The organism is Methylosinus sp. C49 (genome assembly GCF_009936375.1).
In the GTDB taxonomy this organism is placed as follows: Bacteria; Pseudomonadota; Alphaproteobacteria; order Rhizobiales; family Beijerinckiaceae; genus Methylosinus.
Genome location: NZ_AP022332.1, coordinates 76,827 through 98,744, shown reverse-complemented (window position 1 = coordinate 98,744; position 21,918 = coordinate 76,827). Strand labels below are relative to the sequence as shown.

20 protein-coding genes are annotated in these 21,918 nt (G+C 66.4%); 4 read left to right on the top strand and 16 right to left on the bottom strand.

The annotated features are described in order from the left end of the window. Positions 1-60: 60 nt before the first annotated feature. Both GYH34_RS00425 and GYH34_RS00420 read left to right on the top strand, forming a co-directional pair. Complete coding sequence (locus tag GYH34_RS00425; protein WP_161911874.1) at positions 61-3,249, top strand: efflux RND transporter permease subunit; 3,189 nt, start codon at positions 61-63, stop codon at positions 3,247-3,249. Further along, positions 3,246-4,523, top strand: coding sequence for an efflux RND transporter periplasmic adaptor subunit (locus GYH34_RS00420; RefSeq protein ID WP_161911873.1), 1,278 nt, complete (start codon positions 3,246-3,248; stop codon positions 4,521-4,523). Before GYH34_RS00425 ends, GYH34_RS00420 begins: the two co-directional genes overlap by 4 nt. A gap of 6 nt (positions 4,524-4,529) precedes the next feature. On the opposite strand, the gene GYH34_RS00415 is transcribed toward GYH34_RS00420, so the two are convergent. From GYH34_RS00415 to GYH34_RS00390, 6 genes are all read right to left on the bottom strand, one after another. Continuing rightward, positions 4,530-4,778, bottom strand: coding sequence for an exodeoxyribonuclease VII small subunit (locus GYH34_RS00415; RefSeq protein ID WP_018266871.1), 249 nt, complete (start codon positions 4,776-4,778; stop codon positions 4,530-4,532). A gap of 83 nt (positions 4,779-4,861) precedes the next feature. Continuing rightward, positions 4,862-6,214, bottom strand: coding sequence for a cytochrome P450 (locus GYH34_RS00410; protein ID WP_161911872.1), 1,353 nt, complete (start codon positions 6,212-6,214; stop codon positions 4,862-4,864). Positions 6,215-6,236: 22 nt separating this feature from the next. Then, a complete protein-coding gene (locus GYH34_RS00405; RefSeq protein ID WP_161911871.1) occupies positions 6,237-7,841 on the bottom strand; it encodes a hypothetical protein in 1,605 nt (534 codons plus the stop codon). A 9-nt stretch (positions 7,842-7,850) separates the two neighbouring features. Beyond that, positions 7,851-8,834: a hypothetical protein gene (locus GYH34_RS00400; RefSeq protein WP_161911870.1), complete on the bottom strand. Its 984-nt coding sequence runs from the start codon at positions 8,832-8,834 to the stop codon at positions 7,851-7,853. A 46-nt stretch (positions 8,835-8,880) separates the two neighbouring features. Next, positions 8,881-9,546: a hypothetical protein gene (locus tag GYH34_RS00395; RefSeq protein ID WP_161911869.1), complete on the bottom strand. Its 666-nt coding sequence runs from the start codon at positions 9,544-9,546 to the stop codon at positions 8,881-8,883. 102 nt (positions 9,547-9,648) lie between these two features. Then, entirely contained in the window at positions 9,649-11,052 is a 1,404-nt protein-coding gene (locus tag GYH34_RS00390) for a cation-efflux pump (RefSeq protein WP_161911868.1), read from the bottom strand. A gap of 170 nt (positions 11,053-11,222) precedes the next feature. Here GYH34_RS00390 and GYH34_RS00385 point away from each other — a divergent pair, with 170 nt between their 5' ends. Beyond that, entirely contained in the window at positions 11,223-11,744 is a 522-nt protein-coding gene (locus tag GYH34_RS00385; protein WP_244635212.1) for a thiol-disulfide isomerase, read from the top strand. Between the two features lie 6 nt (positions 11,745-11,750). On the opposite strand, the gene GYH34_RS00380 is transcribed toward GYH34_RS00385, so the two are convergent. From GYH34_RS00380 to GYH34_RS00360, 5 genes are all read right to left on the bottom strand, one after another. Next, the gene (locus tag GYH34_RS00380; RefSeq protein ID WP_161911867.1) at positions 11,751-12,293 is read right to left on the bottom strand and encodes a GrpB family protein; all 543 of its coding nucleotides are present in this window, start codon (positions 12,291-12,293) and stop codon (positions 11,751-11,753) included. Positions 12,294-12,303: 10 nt separating this feature from the next. Next, complete coding sequence (locus tag GYH34_RS00375; RefSeq protein ID WP_161911866.1) at positions 12,304-12,882, bottom strand: cob(I)yrinic acid a,c-diamide adenosyltransferase; 579 nt, start codon at positions 12,880-12,882, stop codon at positions 12,304-12,306. A 17-nt stretch (positions 12,883-12,899) separates the two neighbouring features. Continuing rightward, positions 12,900-13,091 (bottom strand): twin transmembrane helix small protein, encoded by a 192-nt coding sequence (locus GYH34_RS00370; protein ID WP_018266862.1) that lies wholly within the window; start codon positions 13,089-13,091, stop codon positions 12,900-12,902. 145 nt (positions 13,092-13,236) lie between these two features. Next, entirely contained in the window at positions 13,237-13,716 is a 480-nt protein-coding gene (locus GYH34_RS00365; RefSeq protein WP_161911865.1) for a cupin domain-containing protein, read from the bottom strand. Between the two features lie 128 nt (positions 13,717-13,844). Then, positions 13,845-14,342, bottom strand: a complete 498-nt coding sequence (locus GYH34_RS00360; RefSeq protein WP_161911864.1) for a hypothetical protein — start codon at positions 14,340-14,342, stop codon at positions 13,845-13,847. 182 nt (positions 14,343-14,524) lie between these two features. Here GYH34_RS00360 and GYH34_RS00355 point away from each other — a divergent pair, with 182 nt between their 5' ends. After that, positions 14,525-15,112 carry a TetR/AcrR family transcriptional regulator gene (locus tag GYH34_RS00355; protein WP_161911863.1) on the top strand — a complete coding sequence of 196 codons (588 nt, stop codon included), beginning with the start codon at positions 14,525-14,527 and terminating at the stop codon, positions 15,110-15,112. Positions 15,113-15,186: 74 nt separating this feature from the next. Here GYH34_RS00355 and GYH34_RS00350 read toward each other — a convergent pair whose 3' ends face one another. From GYH34_RS00350 to GYH34_RS00330, 5 genes are all read right to left on the bottom strand, one after another. Further along, positions 15,187-17,643 carry a TIGR02302 family protein gene (locus GYH34_RS00350; RefSeq protein WP_161911862.1) on the bottom strand — a complete coding sequence of 819 codons (2,457 nt, stop codon included), beginning with the start codon at positions 17,641-17,643 and terminating at the stop codon, positions 15,187-15,189. 115 nt (positions 17,644-17,758) lie between these two features. Then, a complete protein-coding gene (locus GYH34_RS00345) occupies positions 17,759-18,844 on the bottom strand; it encodes a sugar porter family MFS transporter (RefSeq protein WP_161911861.1) in 1,086 nt (361 codons plus the stop codon). Continuing rightward, a complete protein-coding gene (gene ccoS / locus GYH34_RS00340; RefSeq protein ID WP_018266857.1) occupies positions 18,841-18,999 on the bottom strand; it encodes a cbb3-type cytochrome oxidase assembly protein CcoS in 159 nt (52 codons plus the stop codon). The genes GYH34_RS00345 and ccoS overlap by 4 nt, the downstream gene beginning before the upstream one ends. A 20-nt stretch (positions 19,000-19,019) precedes the next feature. Then, the gene (locus GYH34_RS00335) at positions 19,020-21,401 is read right to left on the bottom strand and encodes a heavy metal translocating P-type ATPase (protein ID WP_244635211.1); all 2,382 of its coding nucleotides are present in this window, start codon (positions 21,399-21,401) and stop codon (positions 19,020-19,022) included. Between the two features lie 7 nt (positions 21,402-21,408). Continuing rightward, on the bottom strand, positions 21,409-21,915 hold the full coding sequence (locus tag GYH34_RS00330; RefSeq protein ID WP_161911860.1) for a FixH family protein: 507 nt from the start codon (positions 21,913-21,915) through the stop codon (positions 21,409-21,411). Between the last annotated feature and the right edge of the window lie 3 nt (positions 21,916-21,918).

Genomic DNA, 21,918 nt, shown 5'->3' with positions numbered 1-21,918 from the left:
GGCGAGGCGAGAGCGATGCGGACGGCGGCGCCCGCAGCGTGGTGAGAGTGGAAGACGTCCATGGAACTCGTCAAATATGCGCTCAAGTTTCGGCTGACGTTCTACGTCCTGGCCATTTTGATGACGTTCCTCGGCGGCGCGGCGATCGTCTCGACGCCCAAGGACGTGTTCCCCAATGTCGATATTCCGGTCGTCACCGTCATCTGGACCTACACCGGCCTCTCCACCGCCGAGATGGAGAGCCGCGTCACCACCTACGCCGAGCTCTCCACCTCCAACAACGTCAATGGCATTCGCAACATGGAGAGCCAGACGCTGCAAGGCGTCGCGGTCATCAAGATCTATTTCCAGCCGGATGTGAACATAGAGCTCGCCATCACGCAGGTCGTCTCGGCGATGAACTCCATTCGCGCGCTCATGCCGCCGGGCATCAATCCGCCGACAGTGGTGCGCTATTCGGCGTCGCAGGTGCCGGTCATTCAGCTCGCGCTCTCCAGCAAGAGCCTCAATGAGCAGCAGCTCTATGACATGGGCCTCTATCGCGTCCGTCAGCAGCTGACGACGACGCCCGGCGTCACGCTGCCGACGCCCTGGGGCGGCAAGCAGCGCCAGATCATGGTCGATCTCGACACGGCGACGCTGCAGGCGCGTGGCTTGACGCCGCTCGATGTCGTCAACGCCATCACCGCCGGCAATCTGGTGGTGCCCTCGGGCCTCGTGAAATTCGGCGATCTGCAATATGTCGTGCGCCTCAATTCGACGCCCGACGCGCTGTCGACGCTCAACAGCATTCCGATCCGCGTGGCCGATGGCGCGCCGCTCTTGATCCGCGACGTGGCGCAAGTGCGCGACGGCAGCCCGCCGCAGCAGAATATCGTGCGCGTCGACGGCTCGCGCGCCGTGCTGCTGACCATATTGAAGAATGGCAACGCCTCGACGCTCAACGTCGTCGAGAATGTGAAGGCCGGCATCGCCAAGCTGCGCGAGGCGATCCCCAAGGACACGACGATCGCGGAATTATTCGACCAGTCGGTCTTCGTCTCCAATGCGATATCTGACGTGCTGCACGAGGGCGTCATCGCCGCCGGCCTTACCGCGCTGATGATCCTTCTGTTCCTCGGCTCCTGGCGCTCGACGCTGATCGTCGTCATCTCCATTCCGCTGTCGATCCTCGCCTCGCTCGCCGCGCTCAGCGCGCTCGGCCATACGATCAACATCATGACGCTCGGCGGCATGGCGCTCGCGGTCGGCATATTGGTGGACGACGCCACTGTCGCCATCGAGAACACTTATCGCCTGTTCGAGGAGGGCAAGGATTTCCGCTATGCGGTGGCGGAGGGCGCCGCCGGCATCGCCAAGCCGGCGCTGATCTCGACGCTGGCCATTTGCGCCGCCTTCGTCTCCGTGCTCTTCCTCACCGACGCCGCGCGCTTTCTCTTCGTGCCGCAGGCGCTGGCCGTCGTCTTCGCCATGCTGGCCTCCTATTTTCTGTCGCGAACGCTGGTGCCGATTTTGATGGACCAGCTGCTCATCCATGAGCATCACGCGGAGAGCGAGCGTGAGAGCGACGCGCGCCGAACCGGCTTCGCCGCCATTCTGACGCGCGTTCAGCTCGGCTTCGAGCATGGCTTCGAGAAGCTGCGCGGCCAATATGCGCTGCTGCTGGTCGCGGTGCTGCGCCACAAGGGCCGCACGCTCGCCTTCGTGGCCGGCGTCTTCGCCTTCGGCGCCTTTCTGTTCGTCTCGGTCGGCGAGGATTATTATCCGCAGATCGACGCCGGCCAGATGACCTTGCATGTGCGCGGCCGCTCCGGCCTGCGCATAGAGGAGACCGAGCGCCTGTTCCAAAAGGTGGAGGACGTCATTCGCGAGACGATCCCGCCGCATGATCTCGCTCTGCTCATCGACAATATCGGCCTGCCGCAGATCACCTATAATTTCGCTTTCTCCGACGGCACCACGGTCGGCTATAATGACGGGCAGATCATGATCTCGCTCGCGCATGGCCATGCGCCGACGGCGGGCTACATGCGCAAGCTGCGCCAGGTCCTGCCGCAGCGCTTTCCCGATTCGATCTTTTATTTTCAGCCGGCCGACATCGTCACGCAGATTTTGAACTTCGGCCTTCCCGCGCCGATCGCGCTGCGCGTCGTCGGGCGCGATGCGCCCGGCAATAAGATCATCGTGCGCAAGCTCTTGGATCGCGTGACGCAAGTGCGCGGCGTCGTCGACGCGCATATTCACCAGATTCTCGACGCGCCGGAATTCTTCGTCGACATTGATCGCTGGAAGGGCCAGCAGCTCGGCGTCAGCGTCCAGCAGATCGCCAATAATGTGAATGTCTCGCTCTCCTCCTCCTTTCAGGTGACGCCCAATTTCTGGGCCGATCCGGTGACGGGCATTCCCTATCAGGTGGCGGTGCAGACGCCAGAATATCGTATCGCCTCGCTCAACGCCTTCGCCAACACGCCAATCTCCGATCAGACCGGCGCCGGCTCGGCGCAGGTCGATCTTCTGACCAATGTCGCGCAATGGAAGCGCGGCGTGGAGCAGAGCGTCGCCGATCATTCCAACACGCAGCCGACCTATGACGTCTACGCCAATATTCAGGACCGCGATCTCGGCGGCGTCGAGAAGGATTTGCGCAAGGCGATCGCGGAGATCGAGCCGGAATTGAAGCCCGGCAACTACATCGTCATTCGCGGCCAGATCGACAGCAAGAATCAGGCTTTCGCACGCATCGGCCTCGGCCTCGTCGCCTCCATGATCTTCGTCTATCTGCTGATGGTGGTGAACTTCCAGAGCTGGGGCGATCCTTTCGTCGTCATTCTCGCTCTGCCCATCGCCTTTTGCGGCATCGTCTTCGCGCTCTTCGTCACCGGCACGACCTTCTCCATTCCGTCATTGATGGGCGCCATAATGTCGGTCGGCGTCGCATCGGCCAATTCCATCCTGCTCGTCACATTCGCGCGCGAGCATCGTGAGGCGACCGGCGTCTCCGCGGAGGAGGCGGCGATCGAGGCCGGGCTGACGCGTATTCGTCCCGTCATCATGACCGCGACGGCGATGTTCGTCGGCCTTCTGCCCATGTCGCTCGCGCTCGGCGAAGGCGCCGAGCAGAACGCCGCGCTCGCCCGCGCGGTGATGGGCGGCATCGCTTTCGGCACATGCTCGACACTGCTTTTCGTGCCTTTCCTCTATTCGCTGCTGCGACGTGGAGAGGTGCAGCCTCCGAGGGACTATCTATGACCGAGATGTCGCAGCCGCAGGGACGCGGATTCGCTTCGACCAGCGTCGGCGTGAGCGAGGCGCCGCCGCCGCGCCTGCGCAAGCTCCCCTTCTTGGTTCTTCTCGCGCTTCTCGCGCTCGTGCTGCTCATCGGCCTGCGCCGCCATGCGGCGCAGGAGCAGGACGCGCAGGCCTTTCAGCAGGAGCAGGCCAATGCGACGCTCAGCCTGCGCGCGACCAAGGTGACGAAAATCGCCGGCCCCGTGCATATAGAGCTGCCGGGCCAGACGCTGGCTTGGGAGCAGGCGAGAGTCTTCGCGCGCGCGACGGGCTATATCGCCGAGCGGCGCGTCGATATCGGCAGCAAGGTGAAGCAGGGCGATCTCCTCGTGCGCATCTCCGCGCCCGATCTCGACCAGCAATATGCGCAGGCGCTGGCGCAGCTCGCGCTCAACAAGGCGCAACTCCTGCAATCCAAGGCGCAGGTCGAGCAGGGCAAGGCCAATCTCAACCTCGCCAAGCTCACCTACGGCCGCAGCTCGCAGCTCGTGAAAAACAATTACGAGAGCAAGCAGAACAATGACACCAACGCCGCCAATGTCGAGTCGCAGGCCGCCAATCTGCAATCGGCGCAGGCGGGCGTCGAGGTCGCGCAGGCCAATATAGCGGCGGCGCAGGCCAATGTGGATCGGTTGAAGCAGCTCGTCGACTTCAAGGACATCACCGCGCCTTTCCGCGGCGTGGTGACGGCGCGCAACATAGAGGTGGGCGATCTCGTCAGCGCCGACGCCAATAGCGGCACGCCGCTCTTCTCCCTGGCGCGCGACGATATTCTGCGCGTGCAAGTGTCGGTGCCGCAATCGGAGGCGGCGGGCCTCGTCGATGGTCTCGAATCGAAGATCGTGGCGCCGGAGATGCCCGGCAAGAGCTTCAAGGGGCGCATCGCGCGCAACGCCAATTCGCTCGCCGCCGCTTCGCGCACACTGCTCACCGAGGTGGATGTGCCCAATCCCACCGGCGAGCTGCGGCCAGGAATGTTCGTGCGTGTCGTGCTCGATATTCCGCGCCCGCGGCCACTGGTGAATATTCCGGCGCCGTCGATCCTCTTCGGCGCAGAGGGACCGCGCGTCGCGGTGATCGGGAAGGACGATGTCGTGCGCCTCGCGAAGATCAACATCACGCGCGATTTCGGCACCAATGTCGACGTCGATCAAGGATTGACGGGCGACGAGACCATCGCGCTCGATCCGCCCGCCGATATTCGCGACGGCCGCAAGGTGACGATCCGCAAGTGATCGGGATCACTCGACGTCGAGCGGCGCCGTCCCCTTGGGCGCGCCATCGGCGCCGAGCGTGATCTTCTCTATGCGGGCCTCGGCCTCGCGCAACAGCGTGTCGCAGCGCTTCTTCAGCGCCTCGCCGCGCTCATAGAGCTTCACCGAATCGTCGAGCGAGACGCTCGCCTTCTCGAGCTTGCCGACGATCTCCTCGAGCTCCTGAATCGCCTTCTCGAAGGGCAGGGCGTCTATATCGGCGTTGGCGTCGGACACTTGGGCTTTTCCTTCGGCGCGGCGGAACGCATTTCCCTCTCGTCATCGGAGAAGGGCGACGGGCGCCGCGCGCGAGCCGCCCGTCAGTCGCTCTCTACCACGAAATGCTGCGGGAAGGGCGTCGAGACGTCGATTTGGCCCGCCGCGCCGGCCGCGCGGCGCAGATTGGGCCGCGCCAGCACGGGGCGCAGAATGGCCGGGATGACGGCGCGGTTGATATAGGCGCCGAAGCAAGTGTGCATGCCATAGCCCCAGAGGATGTAATTGCCCCAGGGACGATCGACGCGAAACTCATTGGGCTTGTCGATCTGCAGCGGATCGAACATGGCCGAGAGATTGGCGGCGAGCACCATGGCCCCCTCCGGGATCTTGCGGGCGCGGAAGGTGTTGGCGGCGATCACCGTCGAGCGGTTGGCGCGGCGGTAGATGACGGGATTGACCGGGTTGAAGCGCAGCGCCTCGAAGAGATAGGCGCCGAGCAGCGCCTCGTCGCCGGCTACGGCCGCGGCCTGGGCGCCGGCGAGCGCCTCAGGCCGATCGAGCAATTGGTCGAGCGCCTGCACCGAGGCTTTGGAAATGGTCGGGATCGCGCCGATGACGAGGCCGATGAGATTGTTGCGAATGGCGAGATCGTCGAATTCCGGCGCGCCCTTCTGCAGCTCGAGCGCGCGGCCGAGCACATCGTCTTTCGTCTCGCCGCTGGCCTTGCGCGCGGCGATGGCGGCGTCGATCGCCTTGCGTAGCTCGTCCGCGGCCATCAGCGCCTTGGTCTCGATCGCCGGCTCGCCTTTGAGATCGACGAACAGCCACCAGAACAAGCTCGTCGCCCATTGGATGGCGTCGGTTTCGGCCTGGGCGGAGACGCCGAAATAGTCGGAGACGATCGCTGCCGGGACGCGCAGCGTCAGCTCCTGCGGCAGGTCGATGCGCTTGGGGAAGGCGCTCGCATAGGCCTCGGCGCGGGCGCGGGCGAGCGGCGTCACCAGAGCCTCGACATCGTCGCGGCGCATGGCGAGCTTCATCAGCGAGGTGTCGTGCTGATATTGCGCCGTGTTCTGCATGCCGAGGAAGAAATTGGGGCCGCCGGTGATGGCGCGCATCTTCGGCTCGTAGACGACGGCGAAATCCTCCTCGCGGTCGAGCACCTCGATCACATCCGTGGCGCGCAGGACGAAGGCCGTGCCATTATTGTCGTAGCTGGTGATCAGCCGCTTGCCGATCACGAGATTGGGCGCCACGGCGCGGAAGATCGCGCAGATCGCGATCAGTGAGCTCGGCCGCGTGAGCGCGCCGACCAGACGCTCCTTCAGCGTTCCCTCGCCGGCGACGAGCGCGCGCGCCGTCACCGCGATCAGCGAGAAAAGGGCGACAACCGCGTCGAGGAGCGTCAGCGCATAGGCGCGCAGCGTGGCGAAGATGTTCTTCAACAAGGTCATCGTCTTTTTCCCGCTGGGGTCGTCAGGTCGGATCGACCGTGCCCATGCCGATCATGCGCAGAGCGGTGAGGCTCGGCACGAAGAAATATTCGCCGCCGCGCGTCTCCACGAATTGCGGCAGACCTTCGGCGATATAAGGCGGCTTGCCCGAGTCCTGCTCCGACGGCACCACGAATTTCGCCTTGGGGCCGTTGCGGGCGTCGCCCTGCGAATGATTGCCGACGATGGGGCAGGTGTCATTGCCCGCATTGGCGTCGAGGCCGTAATGAATCCATTGCTGCTGCACGAATTCGAATTGGCGGGCGAGGCTCGAGCAGACGACCAGCATCACAATGCCGTGATCGCCGTCATCCGTCGCCTCCGGGCCGGAGGAGCCATAGGGCAGGCCGCGGCGCAGGATGCGGCGGCGATTATTGAGAACAGAGCCCGACGCCTGCTTCGGATCCGTCTGCACCCAAGGGTCGAGCCCGTCGCGCGTGTTCACGCGGCGCGTATGCGATGTCATCGGACATTGCTCGCCGTCGATATCCTTGCGATAGGTAAAGTCCACGAGCTCGCGCTCGCGCTCCGGCGAGCCTTCCGGGAACTTCTCGTTGAAGGCCTGCCATTCGGCGTAGTCTTTCGCCTTCATCAGCGGCACGCCGTCCGACCAGCGGCCGGCCATTTTGGCGAGCAGAGTCTCGCGCGCCACATCCACCGGAACGCCGCGGAAGGCGGCGAATTTCTCCGCCTGCTCGCCGATGAACTTGCGCCAGGCGCCGACATTCTCATGCAGCTTGCGATAGGCCATGAATGTGCCGTTACGGCTGAAGGCGAGCGGCATGGCGGCGCCGGGAATCTCCTGCGCCTCGTCGGGATAGCCGAGCAGGAACTCGCCGGCCGCCAGCGCGCGCCACACGCCATTGCCATCGACGGCGCCCTGGCCGATCGCGGCGCTCTGCAGCCTGTCGGCCGGATATTGCCCCTCGAAAACAGGATCGCTGATGCCGTCGGAGAAGCCGAAATGCTCCTTGGGCGTCGGCCGGCCGTGCTCGTCGAAGAGCGCCGTAATATCCTGATAGGGCGTCTGCTCCTTGCCGGGCGGATTATGGCCGGCGAGCACGCTCACGCCATTCTCCGCGGCGAGGGCGACGATCGCATCCGTCGTCGCGTCGAGATCGGCCGCGCTCGCCGTATAATGCTGGTTGAGCACGATGAGAATATGGACCGCGGCCTCCGGCGGCTTGCCCTTGTTCTGCCAGACAGTGTCCCATTTCTCTTGCCAATGGTCGCCGCTGAAATCATCGCCCAGCATGCGCGCGCGGGCGGCCATGCCGTCGATGAACTCGTCGGGCAGGCCGCGCAGCGTGCGCGTCGGCACGCCGAGCATGAGCAGGCCGTAGAAGGTGAAGGCGACATTGACGGCGACCGCCGGCGGCCGAACCGCATCGCCGACGCTCGCGCCCGCCAGCGCCGTAGTGACGCGCGGCAGCAGCTTGGTCACGAAATGGCGGCCATTGGCGGCGCGGCTCGTCTTCGAGTCGCCGCCGATGTTCAGCAGAATTGTGCGGCCTTTGAAATAGCCCTGCTTGGGATAGGCTTCGAGAATATTGCCCTGAATATCCGCGAGGTCGAGAACGACTGACATTTTCCGCCCCTAGATTCCGATTGCGCCCGGCTTTTGCGTCGGTCCTTCGACATCGCCCGGCTTGTTGGCGTCGATGAAAGCTTTGAAAGCGTCATAGAGGCGCTGCGCCGAAGCCGGATCCGTCCCGGCGGCGTCGACTTGATTGTCGATGGCGAAGCGCGTGAGCTCGCGACGCAGATAGAGCGCCTTCAGCACATCCGGCAAAGTGGAGTCGGGCGCTGCGGGAAAGGGCTTCTTGCCGAAGTCGAGAATGTAGAGATAGATCGCGAGGCCCGCGGCGGCGACGCCGGCGACGATCGCCAGCAGCGCGCCGATGAAGCCGTGCAGGAAATGCGGCAGCAGCCAGAAATAGACCAGCGCCGCGGCGACTGCGAAAATCCCGAGCCCCGCGAGGCCCACAGTCTTCAGCGCCACGCTCGGCAGCTTGTCGGCCGGCACGCCATGCGCCCAATAATCATGGAAGGGCATGGTCGTCTCGATCTGGCAGTCGGCGACATATTTGGCGAAGCTCGCCGCATCGCGCACGCGCGCCTCGAAGCCGAGACAATATTTGAAGACCTTTCGCAGCTCGCCTTCCGATTGCGTCCACAAATCGCGAAGATAGGCGTCGCGCTCGGCGTCCGAGCCCGTCTTGGAGTCGAAATCGGCGGAGAAGAACAGGAAAGGACAAGAGAGGTGATCTTGCCGCTGCGCGATCACCGGATTGAGCATGTCCTTGTATTTCTGGTCGATGGGCAGCTCGGGGCTGGCGGCGACCAGCAGCGTGTTGGGCTGCTCGCGACCATTGTAGTCCACGTCGTCGATGACGACGAGACGCGCGAAATGATTGGTCGTGTTGGTGGCGAAAGGGCTCCTCTCGCCGCGCGGCATCAGCGACAAATGCTTGCGCAGAGCATGCACGGGGGAGGTGGGGACGCCATCCTCGACGATCGTCGTCGTGCTGATGGGAATGAGCGTCGTGAGAAAATAGGCTCCGCTATCGAAGGTAGGCATGACGGCCTCTTTAGAAAACGTGAATTCTGTCTTGCGGACGGATGCGTCAGCGGGCGCTCGTCGCCAGCTCGCCGGCGAAGCGCAGATAGTCCTCGCGATTGATCTCGGCGTTTTCCGTATCATTGCTGGCGACCGGCGCGCGACCTTCGTAGCCGAGGTCGTTCTGCACCGTGCAGAGATAGCGGACGTAGAGCGCGCGGAACTGCTCCGGCGTCGAGGCTTGCAGATTCGCCTCGAGCTTCAGCAGCGCCTCGCGCACGCGCAGGGCGGCCGTCACGTCGCGCTGCGCGGCGCCGGGAACGGAATTGTAATAGTAGTTGGTGTCGATCTGATTGGCGCGAATGTAATTCTTGAACGGCGTGATCGGCACGGAATGGGGATATTTCGTGCTCGTGAACCAGAGCAGATCGAGGCCATTGGGCAGGCCGTCGGCGAAGGCGTCGATATATTGGTCCCATGTGCCGTTGAAATTGCTGCAGAACAGCAGATAGTCATTGGCGAGCTGCTGCTTGCCCTGGCCGAGATCGGGCCATTGGTCGCGCTTGATGATGGCCCAGCGCGCGAAATGGATGAAGCGGAGTCCGAGCAAGCCGCCGAGCGAGGAGGGAATCGACCGCGAGATCATGAAGCTGAAGCGATTGAACCAGGTCCGCCAGGGTTTCATCGGCGTAATGACGTTCATTCCATAGGCTTTGCCCGTGACGTTCGACATGATCGCGGCCTCGAAAAAACTATTCCATTATTTCGCGCTACGGATAGCTGCATTCCGCTCAAAAGACAATATGGACACTGCGCGCCGCGCGCTCCGGCGCGCTCAGGAATGATCGTTTATTTCCGCATGTCCCGCAATTCGAAGGATGTTCGGAAATTCGCCGCGCACCGCCCGCTCCACCTCGTCGACGGCGGCGTGCGTGGCGTCGACGGAGAGCTCCGGGTCGACGCAGCAGTGGTAATTGACGACCAGCCCTTCCCCCGTCTCGCGCGCGCGAACGTCGTGGACATTCATCACCTTTCCGCCCCGAGCGGCGTGACGCGCGAGCGCGTCGGCGATGGCGCGGCGCGTCTGCGGCTCTGCGTCCTGGCCGGTGAGCAGCTGCGGCTCGGAAGGCTCTATATGCGTGTCGATCTCGATCGCCTCGCCGAACTCCTCGCGGATCGCCTGCTCGAGGTCCGAGGCGATCTGATGCGCGCGCCCATGCGACATGCCGCCGTCGAGCTCGAGATCCAGCGTGATGGAGAGGCGCTCGCCCACCGTCTGCGCGATGATGTGATGCACCTGTATGCGGCGCCGCGCGGCGACCAGCAGAATGCGCTCCAGCACGGTCTCGTCGTCGAGCGCGATGGGGCGCGTGGCGATGGTGATCTGTGCGCCGGGAATTGCCTCAGTGATGGCGGCGTTGGCGTCTTCCTTTATGCGCGCGGCGCGCTCCAGCGGCAGCGTCCGCGCGACGCCGATGACGGCCTCGCCCATCACCTTGGGGCCGGCGGTGCGCAGGCGCAGGCTCTCCACCGCTATGACGCCGGGCGTCGCGCGCAGAATGTCCTGTATTTGCGGCACCAGCTCCTGCGGCGCGGCGTCGAGCAGCGTCGCCACAGTGCGGCGCCCGAGCCTGTAGCCGGCGATGGCGATGAAGGCGGCGACGCCGAAAGCCGCGAGCGCGTCGCCCTGCGCAAAGCCCGCGCGCGTGGCCGCGAGGCCGACGATGACCAGCGCCGAGGAGACGAGATCGCTGGTGAAATGCAGCGCATCGGCGGCGAGCGCGTCGCTCTGCGTCTCCTCGGCGACGGCGCCGAGCCGCCGCGCGCGCGCGAAATCGACGACGATGGAGAGAATCAGCACGGCGAAGACGGGCCAGCCGGCGTCGATTTCCACATCCGTGTCGCCGAGCCGCTGCGCGGCCTGGCCGGCGACGACCAGCGCGAGGCCGAAGAGCAGGCCGGTCTCGATCAGCGCGGCGAGCGATTCGACCTTGCCATGGCCGTAATGGTGCTTCTCGTCCGCCGGCTTCTCGGCCTGGCGCACGGCGACATAGGTCAGCACTGTGGCGGCGACGTCGGCGGCCGAATGGCCGGCCTCCGAGATCAGCGCCAGAGAGCCGGAGGCGAGGCCGGCCGCGAGCTTGGCGACCGTCAGCACGGCGCTCGCGGCGATCGAGGCTTTGGCGGCCGAGGTCTTGCGCGCGGCCGCGTCGGTCGAAATGTCGGCTGTGTCGGACATGGGCGGATCGGTTGGTCGGCGCGCCGCCGCGCCGCGGGTCCCAGACTTAACAACACAATGCGACAGGCGCAAATCCTCCAGCCCCTTTCCGCCGTCGCCGGGCGCCGCTCGCCTCCACGCCGGATTTCCGCTAAGGTAATAAGGAGGGGCGCGAGAAGGAGACGTGGGATATGCGGCCGAGGATGAGAAATGCGCTATTGGCCGCCGCCGGCCTCGTCGCCTGCGCCCTGGCGCAATTCGCAGGGCCGCAAGCCACACAGGCGCAAGAGGCGCGCAAGCAGGAGATCGCGCCCTTTGCGCGCGGCTCTTTCGAGGCCATCCGCAAGGCCCACGCCGGGCGTCCGCTCATCGTGCATTTCTGGTCTGTGACCTGCGTCATCTGCGTCTCGGAGCTCGCCGAATGGGGCAAGCTCGCCCGTGAGACGACGGGCGTCGATTTCGTCTTCGTCAACGCCGATCCCGAGAGCGACCGGCGCCGCGCCTTGGCCCGCATGGAGAAGGCGGGGCTGATGCAGGCGGTCAATTTCGCTTTCGCCGATCGTTTCGTCGAACGGCTCTATTTCGAGGTCGACAATCATTGGCAGGGCGAGCTGCCCTTCACCGCGCTCGTCGCCCCGAATGGGTCCCTGGTGACGGAGATCGGCGCGCTGACCGATATGAAGCTCGCCAGCTGGATCGACGGCAAGCGCTGAGGCGTCTCACTCCGCGAGCGGTCGATTCCTCTCCCACCAAGCGAGCGCCTCGCCTTCCATCGCCTTCACGAAGGCGGCCTTCTCATCGGTATAATCGTGGGAATTGTGCGGGTGCAGCGCGCCGGCGCGGCGCTTCTCCCGTTCATAGGCGCGCGCCGCCTCGGGATGCGCGCGCAAATAATCGCGAAAGGCGAGATGGCGCGCCACATGCGGTGAATTCGCCGCGAAGAAATGCACATTGGCGAGGCGCGCTCCGGCGGCGTCCGAGCAGGTGCAGAAGCGCCGCCCCTCTATTCCATAGTCGCCGTGCCACTCATAGCCGAGCGCCTCCACCTCGTTCCGCCGCGCGTCGAGCGCGGCGAGATCGCTCACCACGGGCAGAAGATCGATGAGGGGCTTGGCCATGAGGCCCGGCACAGAGGTCGAGCCGATATGATGAACGGCCTCGATCAGCGGGCCGAGAGCCTTCAGCCGCTCCGCATGCGCGGCGGCGAGCTGCGCCCAGCGCGGATCGTGAGCGCTGAGAACGACTGGGAGCGGCGCGGGCATGGCGGGCGTCTCAGCGCGTCGCGCCCGGCGTCCACAGCACGTCGCCTTTGTCCTTGTTTGCGTAGCGCGCGGCGACGAAGAGAAAATCCGAGAGGCGATTGACATAGCGCAGCGCCACAGCGCCGACGGCCTCTTCCGGCGCATTGGCGAGCGCCACCATTATGCGCTCGGCGCGGCGGCTCACCGTGCGGGCGAGATGGAGATGCGCGGCCGCCGCCGTTCCGCCCGGCAGCACGAAGGATTTGAGCGGCGCGAGCGAGGCGTTCAGCTCGTCGATCTCGCGCTCCAGCCGATCCACCTGCGATTGCACGATCGCGAGGCTGCTTTCCGGCGTCGCCTCGCCCGGCTTCAGCGGCGTCGCCAGCTCCGCGCCGAGGTCGAAGAGATCGCTCTGTATGCGCGCCAGCATGGCGTCGAGCGCGGCGTCCTCGCCCGTGGCGAGCCGCGCGAGGCCGATGGCGGCGTTGGTCTCGTCCACCGCGCCATAGGCTTCGACGCGCAGATCGTCCTTGCGGCGACGCTCGCCGCCGACGAGGGAAGTGGCGCCGGCGTCCCCGCCGCGCGTGTAGATCTTGTCGAGGCGGACCATTTTCGGCGGCTCTTGCTCTAGTGACGAAAGGCGAGGATCGCCAGGATCAGCAGCAGAGCGCAAAATTGCAAGCCCACGCGCCAGCGCATCAGCTTTTGCGAGAGATTGCCGTCGCCCCCACGCAGCACATTGCCGAGGCCGAGCAGCACGACGATGGCGACGACGGCGACCGCGCCCATGACGGCGATGTTGGACCAGCTGGACATCATGGGGGCCGCTCCTCCCAGAGGCGCTCGCTCTGTTGCGGTTCAATGACTAATGGAGCGGGGGGCGATGGGCAAGCGGGGAGCGCGAGGCGGGGCGCGCCGGGCGATTTCGGCTCGTGTCGGTCCGTTCCCGCTTCGATCTCGCTCGTCACGGAATGATGAGAAAGGGCTGGCCCTTTTTGACCGTGTAGGCGATCAAATATTTCAGTGGGGAAGAGGCGTCTGGATTTCTGAAAATCATGTGCGGAACCTCGGCCTTGTCCTGATAGCTCTCCCCTGCGGCAAACCTCCTCGGCTCCTCGCCCGCGTACTGCGATTCCGCTACGCCCTCCAATATGTAGTTATGGGCGACCGAGGGATGGTGGTGAGCGGGTAATCCCACGCCCGCAGGATAGAGGGTGAGGACCAAGCGAAACTCTTCCCCCGCGCTGTTTTCATAGCGTTCGAGAGTCGTGCGGCTGATCCCGTCCGAAGAGACGATCGTATCGCCGAGCGTTTTCATTTGCGCGCTCAGCGGCTTGGTGGAAAACGCAAAGGCGGCGCCCAGCATCCCTCCCAGGAACAAGCGTCTCTTTATGTCCGCCTCGATTTTCGTGATCGCGATCTCGGATGCGTGCGAAAGCCTCATTTCGACTCCTCACCTCTGATGCGAACGGGGAACATTCGACTTATTGCGCGCGTGGAAGCGATCAGTTCGCTGCGAGAGAACCCGCCGGGCCGCAACGCGTCGCCCGGCGGCGCTTTTTTTGAAACGCCCTATTTGCAGATGTCGCCGGCATAGCGAACGAGGCCGACCAAATTTTCTGGATCGCGCAGGTCGACGAGCCCGTAACTGTTGAACTGCCCTTTGTAGCCCTTCAACGTCCCACGGGTCACATTTTCCTGAATGTGGTAGGAAATCTCGATCATGAACCGACCGGGTTTTCCCGGCACGGCGGTCAGAACGGCAAGATCCTTGGTCTGAAAGGCGCCGCCGTCGTCTCGACCGAAATAATGCTCCATATCCATTTCGAGACCGGTCGGAGTTTGTCGTTGCGCGATGATCTTTCCAGCGGCGGTGTTCACGCTCCCGGTCAGCGCGGCGGAAATGATCATCGGATTGTCTGCTTCTGCAAAAAAATTCGGTATCGCTACGCCGCCGATCGTCATGCAGGACTGGTTTGCCGCCTGGGCTTTTCCAGCCTGGGCTCCTGACGCGGCCGTCAGCGCGATCACAGACGCGACGACGGATCGGAATAGGATTTTCTCGAGCATGAGATGTTGCTCCTTATTGGTGCGGCTGGAACGCCGCGCCATTCCGTGATGGCGATCGTCGGTCGGGGCATTGCGCCCCGGCTGCTCCAGAAATATAACGATCGATATATAAGACCTAGGATAACGATCGCTATCTTGTCAACGCGAAATATAGCGATCGTGATAAAAACCATCGAGGGCGGATGTCTACGAAGAAGGAGCAGACCCGCGAGCGCATGCGCGATGCGGCAAGTCGGAGCTTCCGCAGCCATGGATTTGCGGGGGTCGGCGTCGACGCCATCGCCAAGGCGGCGGGCGTCACGTCGGGAGCTTTTTACGCTCATTTCGGCTCGAAGGACGGCGCATTTCGCGATGCGCTGGAGCAGGGGCTCGACGAGGTGATCGGAGCCATTCCGCAGTATCAGAGCGAGCATGGCGCCGACTGGGTGCGGGCCTTCGCCGATTATTATCTCGGCAAGGCCCATCGTGACGATCTCGCATGCGGCTGCGCGATGACGACCCTTTCGCCGGAGGTCGCGCGATCGGAACCCGAGGTAAAGGCCCTCTTCGAAACGAAAATGAAAAAGATCGCAGGCCTCGTCGCCGACGGCTTGCCGGGCGGAGACGAGGAGCAGCGACTCTCTCGCGCCTGGTCGGTGCTCGGCGTTTTGATCGGCGGATTGACGCTGGCGCGTTCTGTGAAGAGCAATCGGCTCGCGGAGCAAATCGGCAAGTCGATACGCCGAGCCGCCGTTGACGCCGCCTCGCTTCGTGCGCGGGAGGACGACTGAACGGGCGTGCGCGCTCAGTTCGACTGGATCGAATACGCCTCGTCGTGTGGGTCAGCGGCGCGAGGGCCCGTCTTTCACCGCCGCAGCAGCCGCTCGAAATAATCCAGCTCCTCGGCCGGGCGCTCCGGCTGGCCGAGACGGCGGCGCAGCTCCTCCTGGACGCGGCGGGCGCGCACGGCCGGCGGCAGGCCGAGCGGATCGTAATGGACGCCGGCCTCCTGGCCGCGCTGGCGGCCGGCCGGGCGGCCGAGCGGATCGGCGCTCTCGCCGGGGCGCATTCCGGCGCGGCGGCCCGTGCGGCCGTTCTGCCCCTCGCCTTCTTCTCCCTCGCCCTGCATGCGGGAGGCGAGCTGGTCGGCCCCGCGGCGCAGCGCCTGTAGCGCGCGGCCCTGGGCGTCCACGGCGCGGCCGGGTCCCTCGCCGCCGGGGCCGAGCGCCTTCTCGGCCTCTTTCATCGCCTTGTCGGCGTCGGAGAGATCGGGCGAGGCCTCGCCGGCGCGGCGCAGCCGGTCCTGCTCCTGCTCCAGGCGGTCGCGCAACGCCTTCTGCCGCCCGCGGGCGTCGTCGGGGGAAGAGGATTGGCCCTTGCCGCCGCGTCGCGGCTCGCCGCCCGATTGCTGGCCGCGATTGGTCTCGTCGCGCAATTGCTGCTCCTCGCGCGTGAGCTTGTCGAGCTCGTCCAGCGCGCGCGACATTTCCCGCGCGCGAGGGTCGGCTCGGCCGGCCTGCGCGGGGCGAAGATTTTCCAGCACATCCTGCAGATCGTCGAGCAGGCGTTGCGCCTCGGCGAGATCGCCAACGCGCTCGGCCTTCTCGATCTCGCTCAGCATGGCCTCGAGATCGTCCGGCGTCAGCACGCGCTGATCGCCCTGCTGCGGCGCGGAGCGCTCGGCCTTCTCGCCGTTCTTCTGGCCGAGACCGCTCAGGAATTTTTCCATCGCCGCGCGCATGTCCTGCGTCAGCTTGGCGATCTCTTCCTCGCTGGCGCCGCGCGCCAAAGCCTCGCGCAGCTCCTTTTGCGCCGCGCGCAGATCGCGCTCCGCCTGCGCGACGTCGCCTTCCTCGAGAGAGAGCGCCATGGCCCACAAAAGATCGGCGACCTCGCGCAGATCGGCGTCGTCGCGCGCCGCTTGCAGCCGCGCCTTGGCGGCGCTCAGCCCCAGAAAGATCGAGGAGGGGGTCTCGAACAGCGCCGAGCCCAGTGACAGAGCGTCCACCGCCGTCAGCGCGCGGGCGGAATGATCGGGGTCCAGCGCCAGATTGCGGCGCTGCTCGGCGAGGGCGCGGGCGAGCGGCTTGGCGAAGCGGCGCTCTGGCAGAGTGACGTCCAGCGGCGCGGAGAAGCCGTCATTGCCGCCCTCGTCGTGGGCGACCAGCGTCAGCGCGACGCGCGCGCCGGCCCAGGGATGGTCGGAGAAATCGAGCGTCGCCTTGGCCTCGCCGAGGCCGCCGCGGGTCGGCGGCACGGGCAGAGCGAGGCGCGGCGGCGGATAGAGCGAGCGGCTCGGCCGCGCCGAGCCGGGCAGGGCGGCGACCGCCTCGCCGGCGATGACGCCATAATCATCGTCGGTGCGAAAGCCGAGCGTCATGGTGCCGCGCGCATTATTGCGCGGCGGCTGCGTGATCTCTATGGTCGGCGGGCGATCCGGGATCGCCTGAATGCGGAACTCCCCGGCGCCGCGCAGCGCCAGCGCGGCGTCGCCGGCGAGCTTGAAACGCTCCTCGGCCTCGCCGCCGGGCTGCTTCTGCTTGCCGCCCTCGATCGGCGCGAGGCCGCCGCTGGTGGTCGCGGCCCCGCGCGCGCCGAGGCTGCGCAGCACCAGCGTGGAATTCACGGGCGCCGAGATCTGCGCCCAAGGCCCTTCGGCGCGCTGCGGCAGCACGATGGGCGGCCGGCCCGTATAGGCGGGCGGCTCGAACCAGGCGTCGACTCTCGCCCCCGTCGCGGAGGCGGGACCGCTCTCCCAATCGAAGGCGGAGAGCAGCCGCGTCTCGCGATCCGCCCCGGCGACAAAGGCCGCGGCCACGGCGGCGACCAGAGCGGCCGCGCGCAGAGCGAAAGGATCGCGCTGCGGCAGGCCGGGGTCCGGCGGCGTCACCTCTATCGCCGCGAGCTTGCGCTCCAGCCGGCTGCGATGCAGAGCCCAGAGCGAGCGCGTCGTCGGATCGTCGACGCCGCCGGCGAGCGTGTCCTCGAGCGAGGCGGCGGGCCGATGCTCCGCGCCGGGCGAGGCGTCGAGCCGCGCCAGAGCCTCGCGCCGCCGCGGCGCTCCGGCGACGAGGCCGCGCCCGACGATCCACAGAGCCGCCAGCGCGAAAGCGCCGACGCCGAGCGCCCGCGCGCTCGCGCCGATCTCGAGCCAGAGGCCGGCGAAGGAGGCCGCAAGGAAAATGAGAAGCAGCGTGGCCAGCCCGGCGGCGCCGCGCGCCAGCCGCTCGAGCGCGAGCGCGGCCAGCGAACGTCGCACCAGAGCCTCCAGCGTGGGCGAAGCCTCGCTGCGGTCGCTGTCTTTCTTGCGCCAGAAGCTCATAATTCTCGTCCTCGCCGGGCAATTTAGCGCGCGAGCGCCGGCCGCGCAGGCCCATCCCGGTGGGAGAGTCTACGCCGAATTCAGCAATTTGCGAAAAGCATGCGGCAAAATCGGGTCAGAGCGCCAGCGCGCCCGCAGCAGCCGCGCCGAGCAGGCAGAGATCATGCAGCGCCAGCGCGGCCGGCGGCGGCCGGCCTTTCTCGTGCAACAACCGCAGCGCGCCGATATTGGCGAGCGACCAGGCGGCGCCGATCGTCGCCATTCCCGCCGCCAGAAGCGCGGGCGAGGCGGAGAGGCGCAGCAGCGCGAAAGCGCTAGCCAGAAGGAAGAGACCGACGCAGAGGCTCTTCAGCGCAGGAAATAGCGCCGGCCAGCGCGCCGCCAGCGCGGCGGGGCCATACATTGCGAGCAGATGCCACGCCATCGCTCCGCCGATGAAGCTCTGGGCCGCTCCGCAGAGGGCGAGCGACAAGGGGCCGCGCAGCATGGCCGCCGCCATGATCGCCCAGGCCGCTGCGCCGGCGAGCGTCAGCAGCGCGAATCTGAGCGTAAACCAATCGTGATCGTTTACCTCTCCTTCATCCCCGGGTCGCGCGAAGCCATGCGGTGCGCGCACCGCCAGAGCGAGCGCGAAAATCTGCAGCAGCGATGCGCAGAGCAAGGTCGACGCTCCGCCCCCCGCGAGCTCTGCGCAATACGCCGCGAGCGGCGCCATCAGCGCGGCGAGCGCGCCGCCCGCCAGCACGCTCACTCCGCCCTGAGCGGAGGCCGCTATATGGCGATAGAAGAGGCCGAAGCCCTGCGCCAGCCCGAGCCACAGCGCGCCGAGGCACAGCGCCGGAAAATGTCCCCGCGTCATGCCGAAGGCGGCGAGCAGCCCGCCGCCGACGCCGAGGCTGGCCCCCAGCGCGAAGGCGCCGCGCCGTCCGAATCCGTCGACCAGCAGCGCCGCCGGAATAGAGGCGAGCGCCGCGCCGATGAGCATCAGCGCCAGCGGCCAGCCGATCTCCTCCGCGCGCGGCGCAATGAGCAGCGCCGCCTGCGGCAATTGCGAGAGCGCCAAAGCCTGCGCAAGCACGCCGAGCCCGAAGCCGAGCGCGAGCCGCAGCGTCGACGGCGCATCGTCGGTCTCGCCCATGCGTGGGCAGAGGCAGAGCGTCTCGCTCGGCCGCGCGAGCAGCGGATCGAATTGCAGGCTCATGATCGCCCATCCTCCACATCATCGTCGGCGAGCGCGCGCGCGGCGGCGCCTTCGAGATCCTCATATTGGCCCGCATTCAGCGACCAGACGAAAGCCGCGAGGCCGAGCGCGCCGAGCAGCAGAGCGAGCGGAACGAGAAAGAGAAGGACATTCATGCGGGCGATTCTCTTTTCGGCTATGCGTCGATGTGCGTGGCGCAGGGCGATCTGGTCGACGCGAGAGTCGGCGCATTTACCCTCCCCTTCAGGGGGAGGGTCGGACCGCTTTGCGGTCCGGGGTGGGGTTCTGCGGCGAAGACTCGGGGGCTCACCCCCTCCCGATCGCCTTCGGCGCTCGACCTCCCCCCTCGAGGGGGAGGTAGAAAACACCTCTTCCGGCGTGTGTCTCGCTCACCCGATCCATTCGCGCCGCCGGCGCGCAGCGCATTGAGCGTGACGATGAGCGAGGAGCTCGACATTGCGATGGCGGCGATGAGCGGCGTCAGCAGTCCCGCCATTGCGAGCGGCGCGGCGACGACATTATAGAGCAGCGACAAAGCGAGATTTTGCCGCATCAAGGCGCGGGCGAGCCGCGCCGCGTCGATCGTCGTGACGATGGGCGCGAGGCCCTCGCCGAGAAATACGGCGTCGGCCGAAGCTTGCGCGATCTGCGTCGCGTCGATCGGCGACAGCGACACATGCGCGGCGGCGAGCGCTGGCGCGTCATTGATCCCATCGCCGATCATGAGCGCTTTGCATCCTTCGTCGCGCAGCGCCTCGAGCCGCGCCACCTTATCGGCCGGCTTCAACGCGCCGCGCCATTCCGTCACGCCGAGCGCGTGCGCCACCGCCTCCACCGGCGCGGCGCGATCGCCGGACAATATCAGCACGCGCAAGCCGCGCCGCCGCAGCGCGTCGATCGTCTCGCGCGCATCGTGGCGCAATGTCTGCCTCACGCGCAGCACAGTGGCGCGCTCGCCATGACGAAAGGCGATGACGGATGTGTCTTCCTCTGCCGCGACTTCATCGACGCCGCAGAAGCGCGGATCGCCGAGCCGCGCCTCGACGCCGTCAACAATCGCGATAACGCCGGCGCCGCGCTCCTCACGCGCGCCTTCGATCGCCATGGCGCGCGGATATTCGCGCGCGACTGCGCAGGCGAGCGGGTGGCGGCTCGAATGCGCGAGCCGCGCGGCGAGCGCCAAAAGCTGCGGCTCTATCTCCTGCGCATCGACGACGCAGGGCTCCGGCGTCGTCAGCGTGCCGGTCTTGTCGAGGACGACAGTGTCGATCTCGGCGAAGCGCTCGAGCGCATCGTCGGAATTGAGCAGTACACCGGCGCGAAACAGCGCGCCGCTCGCCGCAACTTGCACGGCGGGGACGGCGAGCGCCAGCGCGCAAGGGCAGGTGACGATCAGCACGGCGATGGCCGTCACCAGCGCATCATGCAGCGAGGCGCCGGCCGTGAGCCATGCGAGCAGCGCGCCGAGCGCGGCGAGATGAACGAGAGGCGCATAGAGGCGCGAGACGCGATCGGCGAGGCGCAGATAGCGCGAGCGCGCCGCCGTCGCTTTCTCCACCAGGCGCTCGATCTCGTCGATGAGCGAGTCGCCGGCGGCGGCCCGCACGCGCATCGTCAGCGCGCCGTCGAAATTCAGCGCGCCGGCATAGACCGCATCGCCTGCAGAAACGCTGCGGCGGCGCGTCTCGCCGGTGACGAGGCTCTCATCGAGGCTCGCCTCGCCGGAAAGAACGACGCCATCTGCAGGAATGCGCTCGCCCGGCCGCGTCAGTACGCGGTCGCCCGGCGCCAGCGCGGCGAGCGGAACATAATTTTGCGCGCCATCGGCGCCGATGCGGCAAGCGGCGGGCGCGCGCAGCGCGGCGAGATTGGCGGCGACGGCGCGCGTCTTGCGGCGCATGGCGCAATCGAGATAGCGCGCCAGCAGCAGAAAGGCGAGCAGCATGGTCGCCGAATCGAAATAGGCGTGCGGCGCATGGGTGAGCGTCTCATAGACCGACATTGCGAGCGACAGCAGCACGCCGAGCGAGATCGGCACGTCTATGTTCAGCCGCCGCGCGCGCAGCGCGGCGAAGGCGCTCGCGAAGAAGGGCTGGCCGGCGAAAGCCGTGGCCGGCAGAGCGATGAGCGCGGAGACCCCATGGAAGAAATCGCGAGTCGTCTCGTCCATATCGCCGCCGAGCCAGACGGCCTCGGACAGCATCATCACATTCACCGTGGCGAAGCCGGCGACGGCGAGGCAGCGCAGCAGGCGTCGCGCGCTCTCGCGCTCCGCGCTCTCGCCACTCTCGCGCTCGAAGGGTCGCGCGCGATAGCCCATGCGCCGCAGCCTTTCCGACACGGCGGCGAAGTCGAAATCGGGCGCCGTCCATTCCAGCGAGAGGCGTCGATCGGCGTAATTCACGCGCGCCGCGACGAGATCGGGAATGGCCTTCAGCGCCGCTTCGATTTCGAAGATGCAGGCGGCGCAGGTCATGCCGTCCAGCGCCAGCTCCAGGCGCAGCGCGCCATTGCGGCCGCGCGTCGCGAGAGCGGAAAAATCGACGTCCATGGTCATGGCGCGCTCAATCGATGCGGATACGACTCTTCGAGCGGAACATTGCGCGGCCGTCGCGCGTCGCGACCAGCACGAGATCGCGGAAGCCCGATTCGATCACGATCGGCGCCTCGTAACGTCCGGGCGCGATCTCCGCGAGATCGACGGCGACATCCTTGCGGCCATCGACCGGCGCGCGGATTTCCGCCATCAGCTTCAGCCCCGACAGGCCGCCATTCTGGTCGCGCAGCGTCACCGAGACGAGATTCTCCCAAGCGCCGCGGCGCAAAATCGTCGCCTCCACCTTCCAGTCGCGCGCGCTCTGCTCGCGGGCGCCCGCAATGTCGAGATTATAGGCGAGGCCTCTCTCATAGGCGCGGCTCACCTCCTCGCCGCGGAAGGTGGAGAGGGCGGCGTAGATCATCACCGCATTTACCGAAGCGACGACGCCGAAGAAGAAGACGAGCAGCAGAAGAACCTGCCAACCACCGAGGCGACGCTGGGGCGCCGCGCGCATCAGATTTATGTGCGACATGGC

What these genes read in the sequence shown, in the direction of transcription:
- GYH34_RS00425 (WP_161911874.1), top strand. Translation starts at nt 61, where the DNA reads ATGGAACTCGTCAAATATGCGCTCAAGTTTCGGCTGACGTTCTACGTC.
- GYH34_RS00420 (WP_161911873.1), top strand. Translation starts at nt 3,246, where the DNA reads ATGACCGAGATGTCGCAGCCGCAGGGACGCGGATTCGCTTCGACCAGC.
- GYH34_RS00410 (WP_161911872.1), bottom strand. Translation starts at nt 6,214, where the DNA reads ATGACCTTGTTGAAGAACATCTTCGCCACGCTGCGCGCCTATGCGCTG.
- GYH34_RS00405 (WP_161911871.1), bottom strand. Translation starts at nt 7,841, where the DNA reads ATGTCAGTCGTTCTCGACCTCGCGGATATTCAGGGCAATATTCTCGAA.
- GYH34_RS00400 (WP_161911870.1), bottom strand. Translation starts at nt 8,834, where the DNA reads ATGCCTACCTTCGATAGCGGAGCCTATTTTCTCACGACGCTCATTCCC.
- GYH34_RS00395 (WP_161911869.1), bottom strand. Translation starts at nt 9,546, where the DNA reads ATGTCGAACGTCACGGGCAAAGCCTATGGAATGAACGTCATTACGCCG.
- GYH34_RS00390 (WP_161911868.1), bottom strand. Translation starts at nt 11,052, where the DNA reads ATGTCCGACACAGCCGACATTTCGACCGACGCGGCCGCGCGCAAGACC.
- GYH34_RS00385 (WP_244635212.1), top strand. Translation starts at nt 11,223, where the DNA reads ATGCGGCCGAGGATGAGAAATGCGCTATTGGCCGCCGCCGGCCTCGTC.
- GYH34_RS00380 (WP_161911867.1), bottom strand. Translation starts at nt 12,293, where the DNA reads ATGCCCGCGCCGCTCCCAGTCGTTCTCAGCGCTCACGATCCGCGCTGG.
- GYH34_RS00375 (WP_161911866.1), bottom strand. Translation starts at nt 12,882, where the DNA reads ATGGTCCGCCTCGACAAGATCTACACGCGCGGCGGGGACGCCGGCGCC.
- GYH34_RS00370 (WP_018266862.1), bottom strand. Translation starts at nt 13,091, where the DNA reads ATGATGTCCAGCTGGTCCAACATCGCCGTCATGGGCGCGGTCGCCGTC.
- GYH34_RS00365 (WP_161911865.1), bottom strand. Translation starts at nt 13,716, where the DNA reads ATGAGGCTTTCGCACGCATCCGAGATCGCGATCACGAAAATCGAGGCG.
- GYH34_RS00360 (WP_161911864.1), bottom strand. Translation starts at nt 14,342, where the DNA reads ATGCTCGAGAAAATCCTATTCCGATCCGTCGTCGCGTCTGTGATCGCG.
- GYH34_RS00355 (WP_161911863.1), top strand. Translation starts at nt 14,525, where the DNA reads ATGTCTACGAAGAAGGAGCAGACCCGCGAGCGCATGCGCGATGCGGCA.
- GYH34_RS00350 (WP_161911862.1), bottom strand. Translation starts at nt 17,643, where the DNA reads ATGAGCTTCTGGCGCAAGAAAGACAGCGACCGCAGCGAGGCTTCGCCC.
- GYH34_RS00345 (WP_161911861.1), bottom strand. Translation starts at nt 18,844, where the DNA reads ATGAGCCTGCAATTCGATCCGCTGCTCGCGCGGCCGAGCGAGACGCTC.
- ccoS (WP_018266857.1), bottom strand. Translation starts at nt 18,999, where the DNA reads ATGAATGTCCTTCTCTTTCTCGTTCCGCTCGCTCTGCTGCTCGGCGCG.
- GYH34_RS00335 (WP_244635211.1), bottom strand. Translation starts at nt 21,401, where the DNA reads ATGACCATGGACGTCGATTTTTCCGCTCTCGCGACGCGCGGCCGCAAT.
- GYH34_RS00330 (WP_161911860.1), bottom strand. Translation starts at nt 21,915, where the DNA reads ATGTCGCACATAAATCTGATGCGCGCGGCGCCCCAGCGTCGCCTCGGT.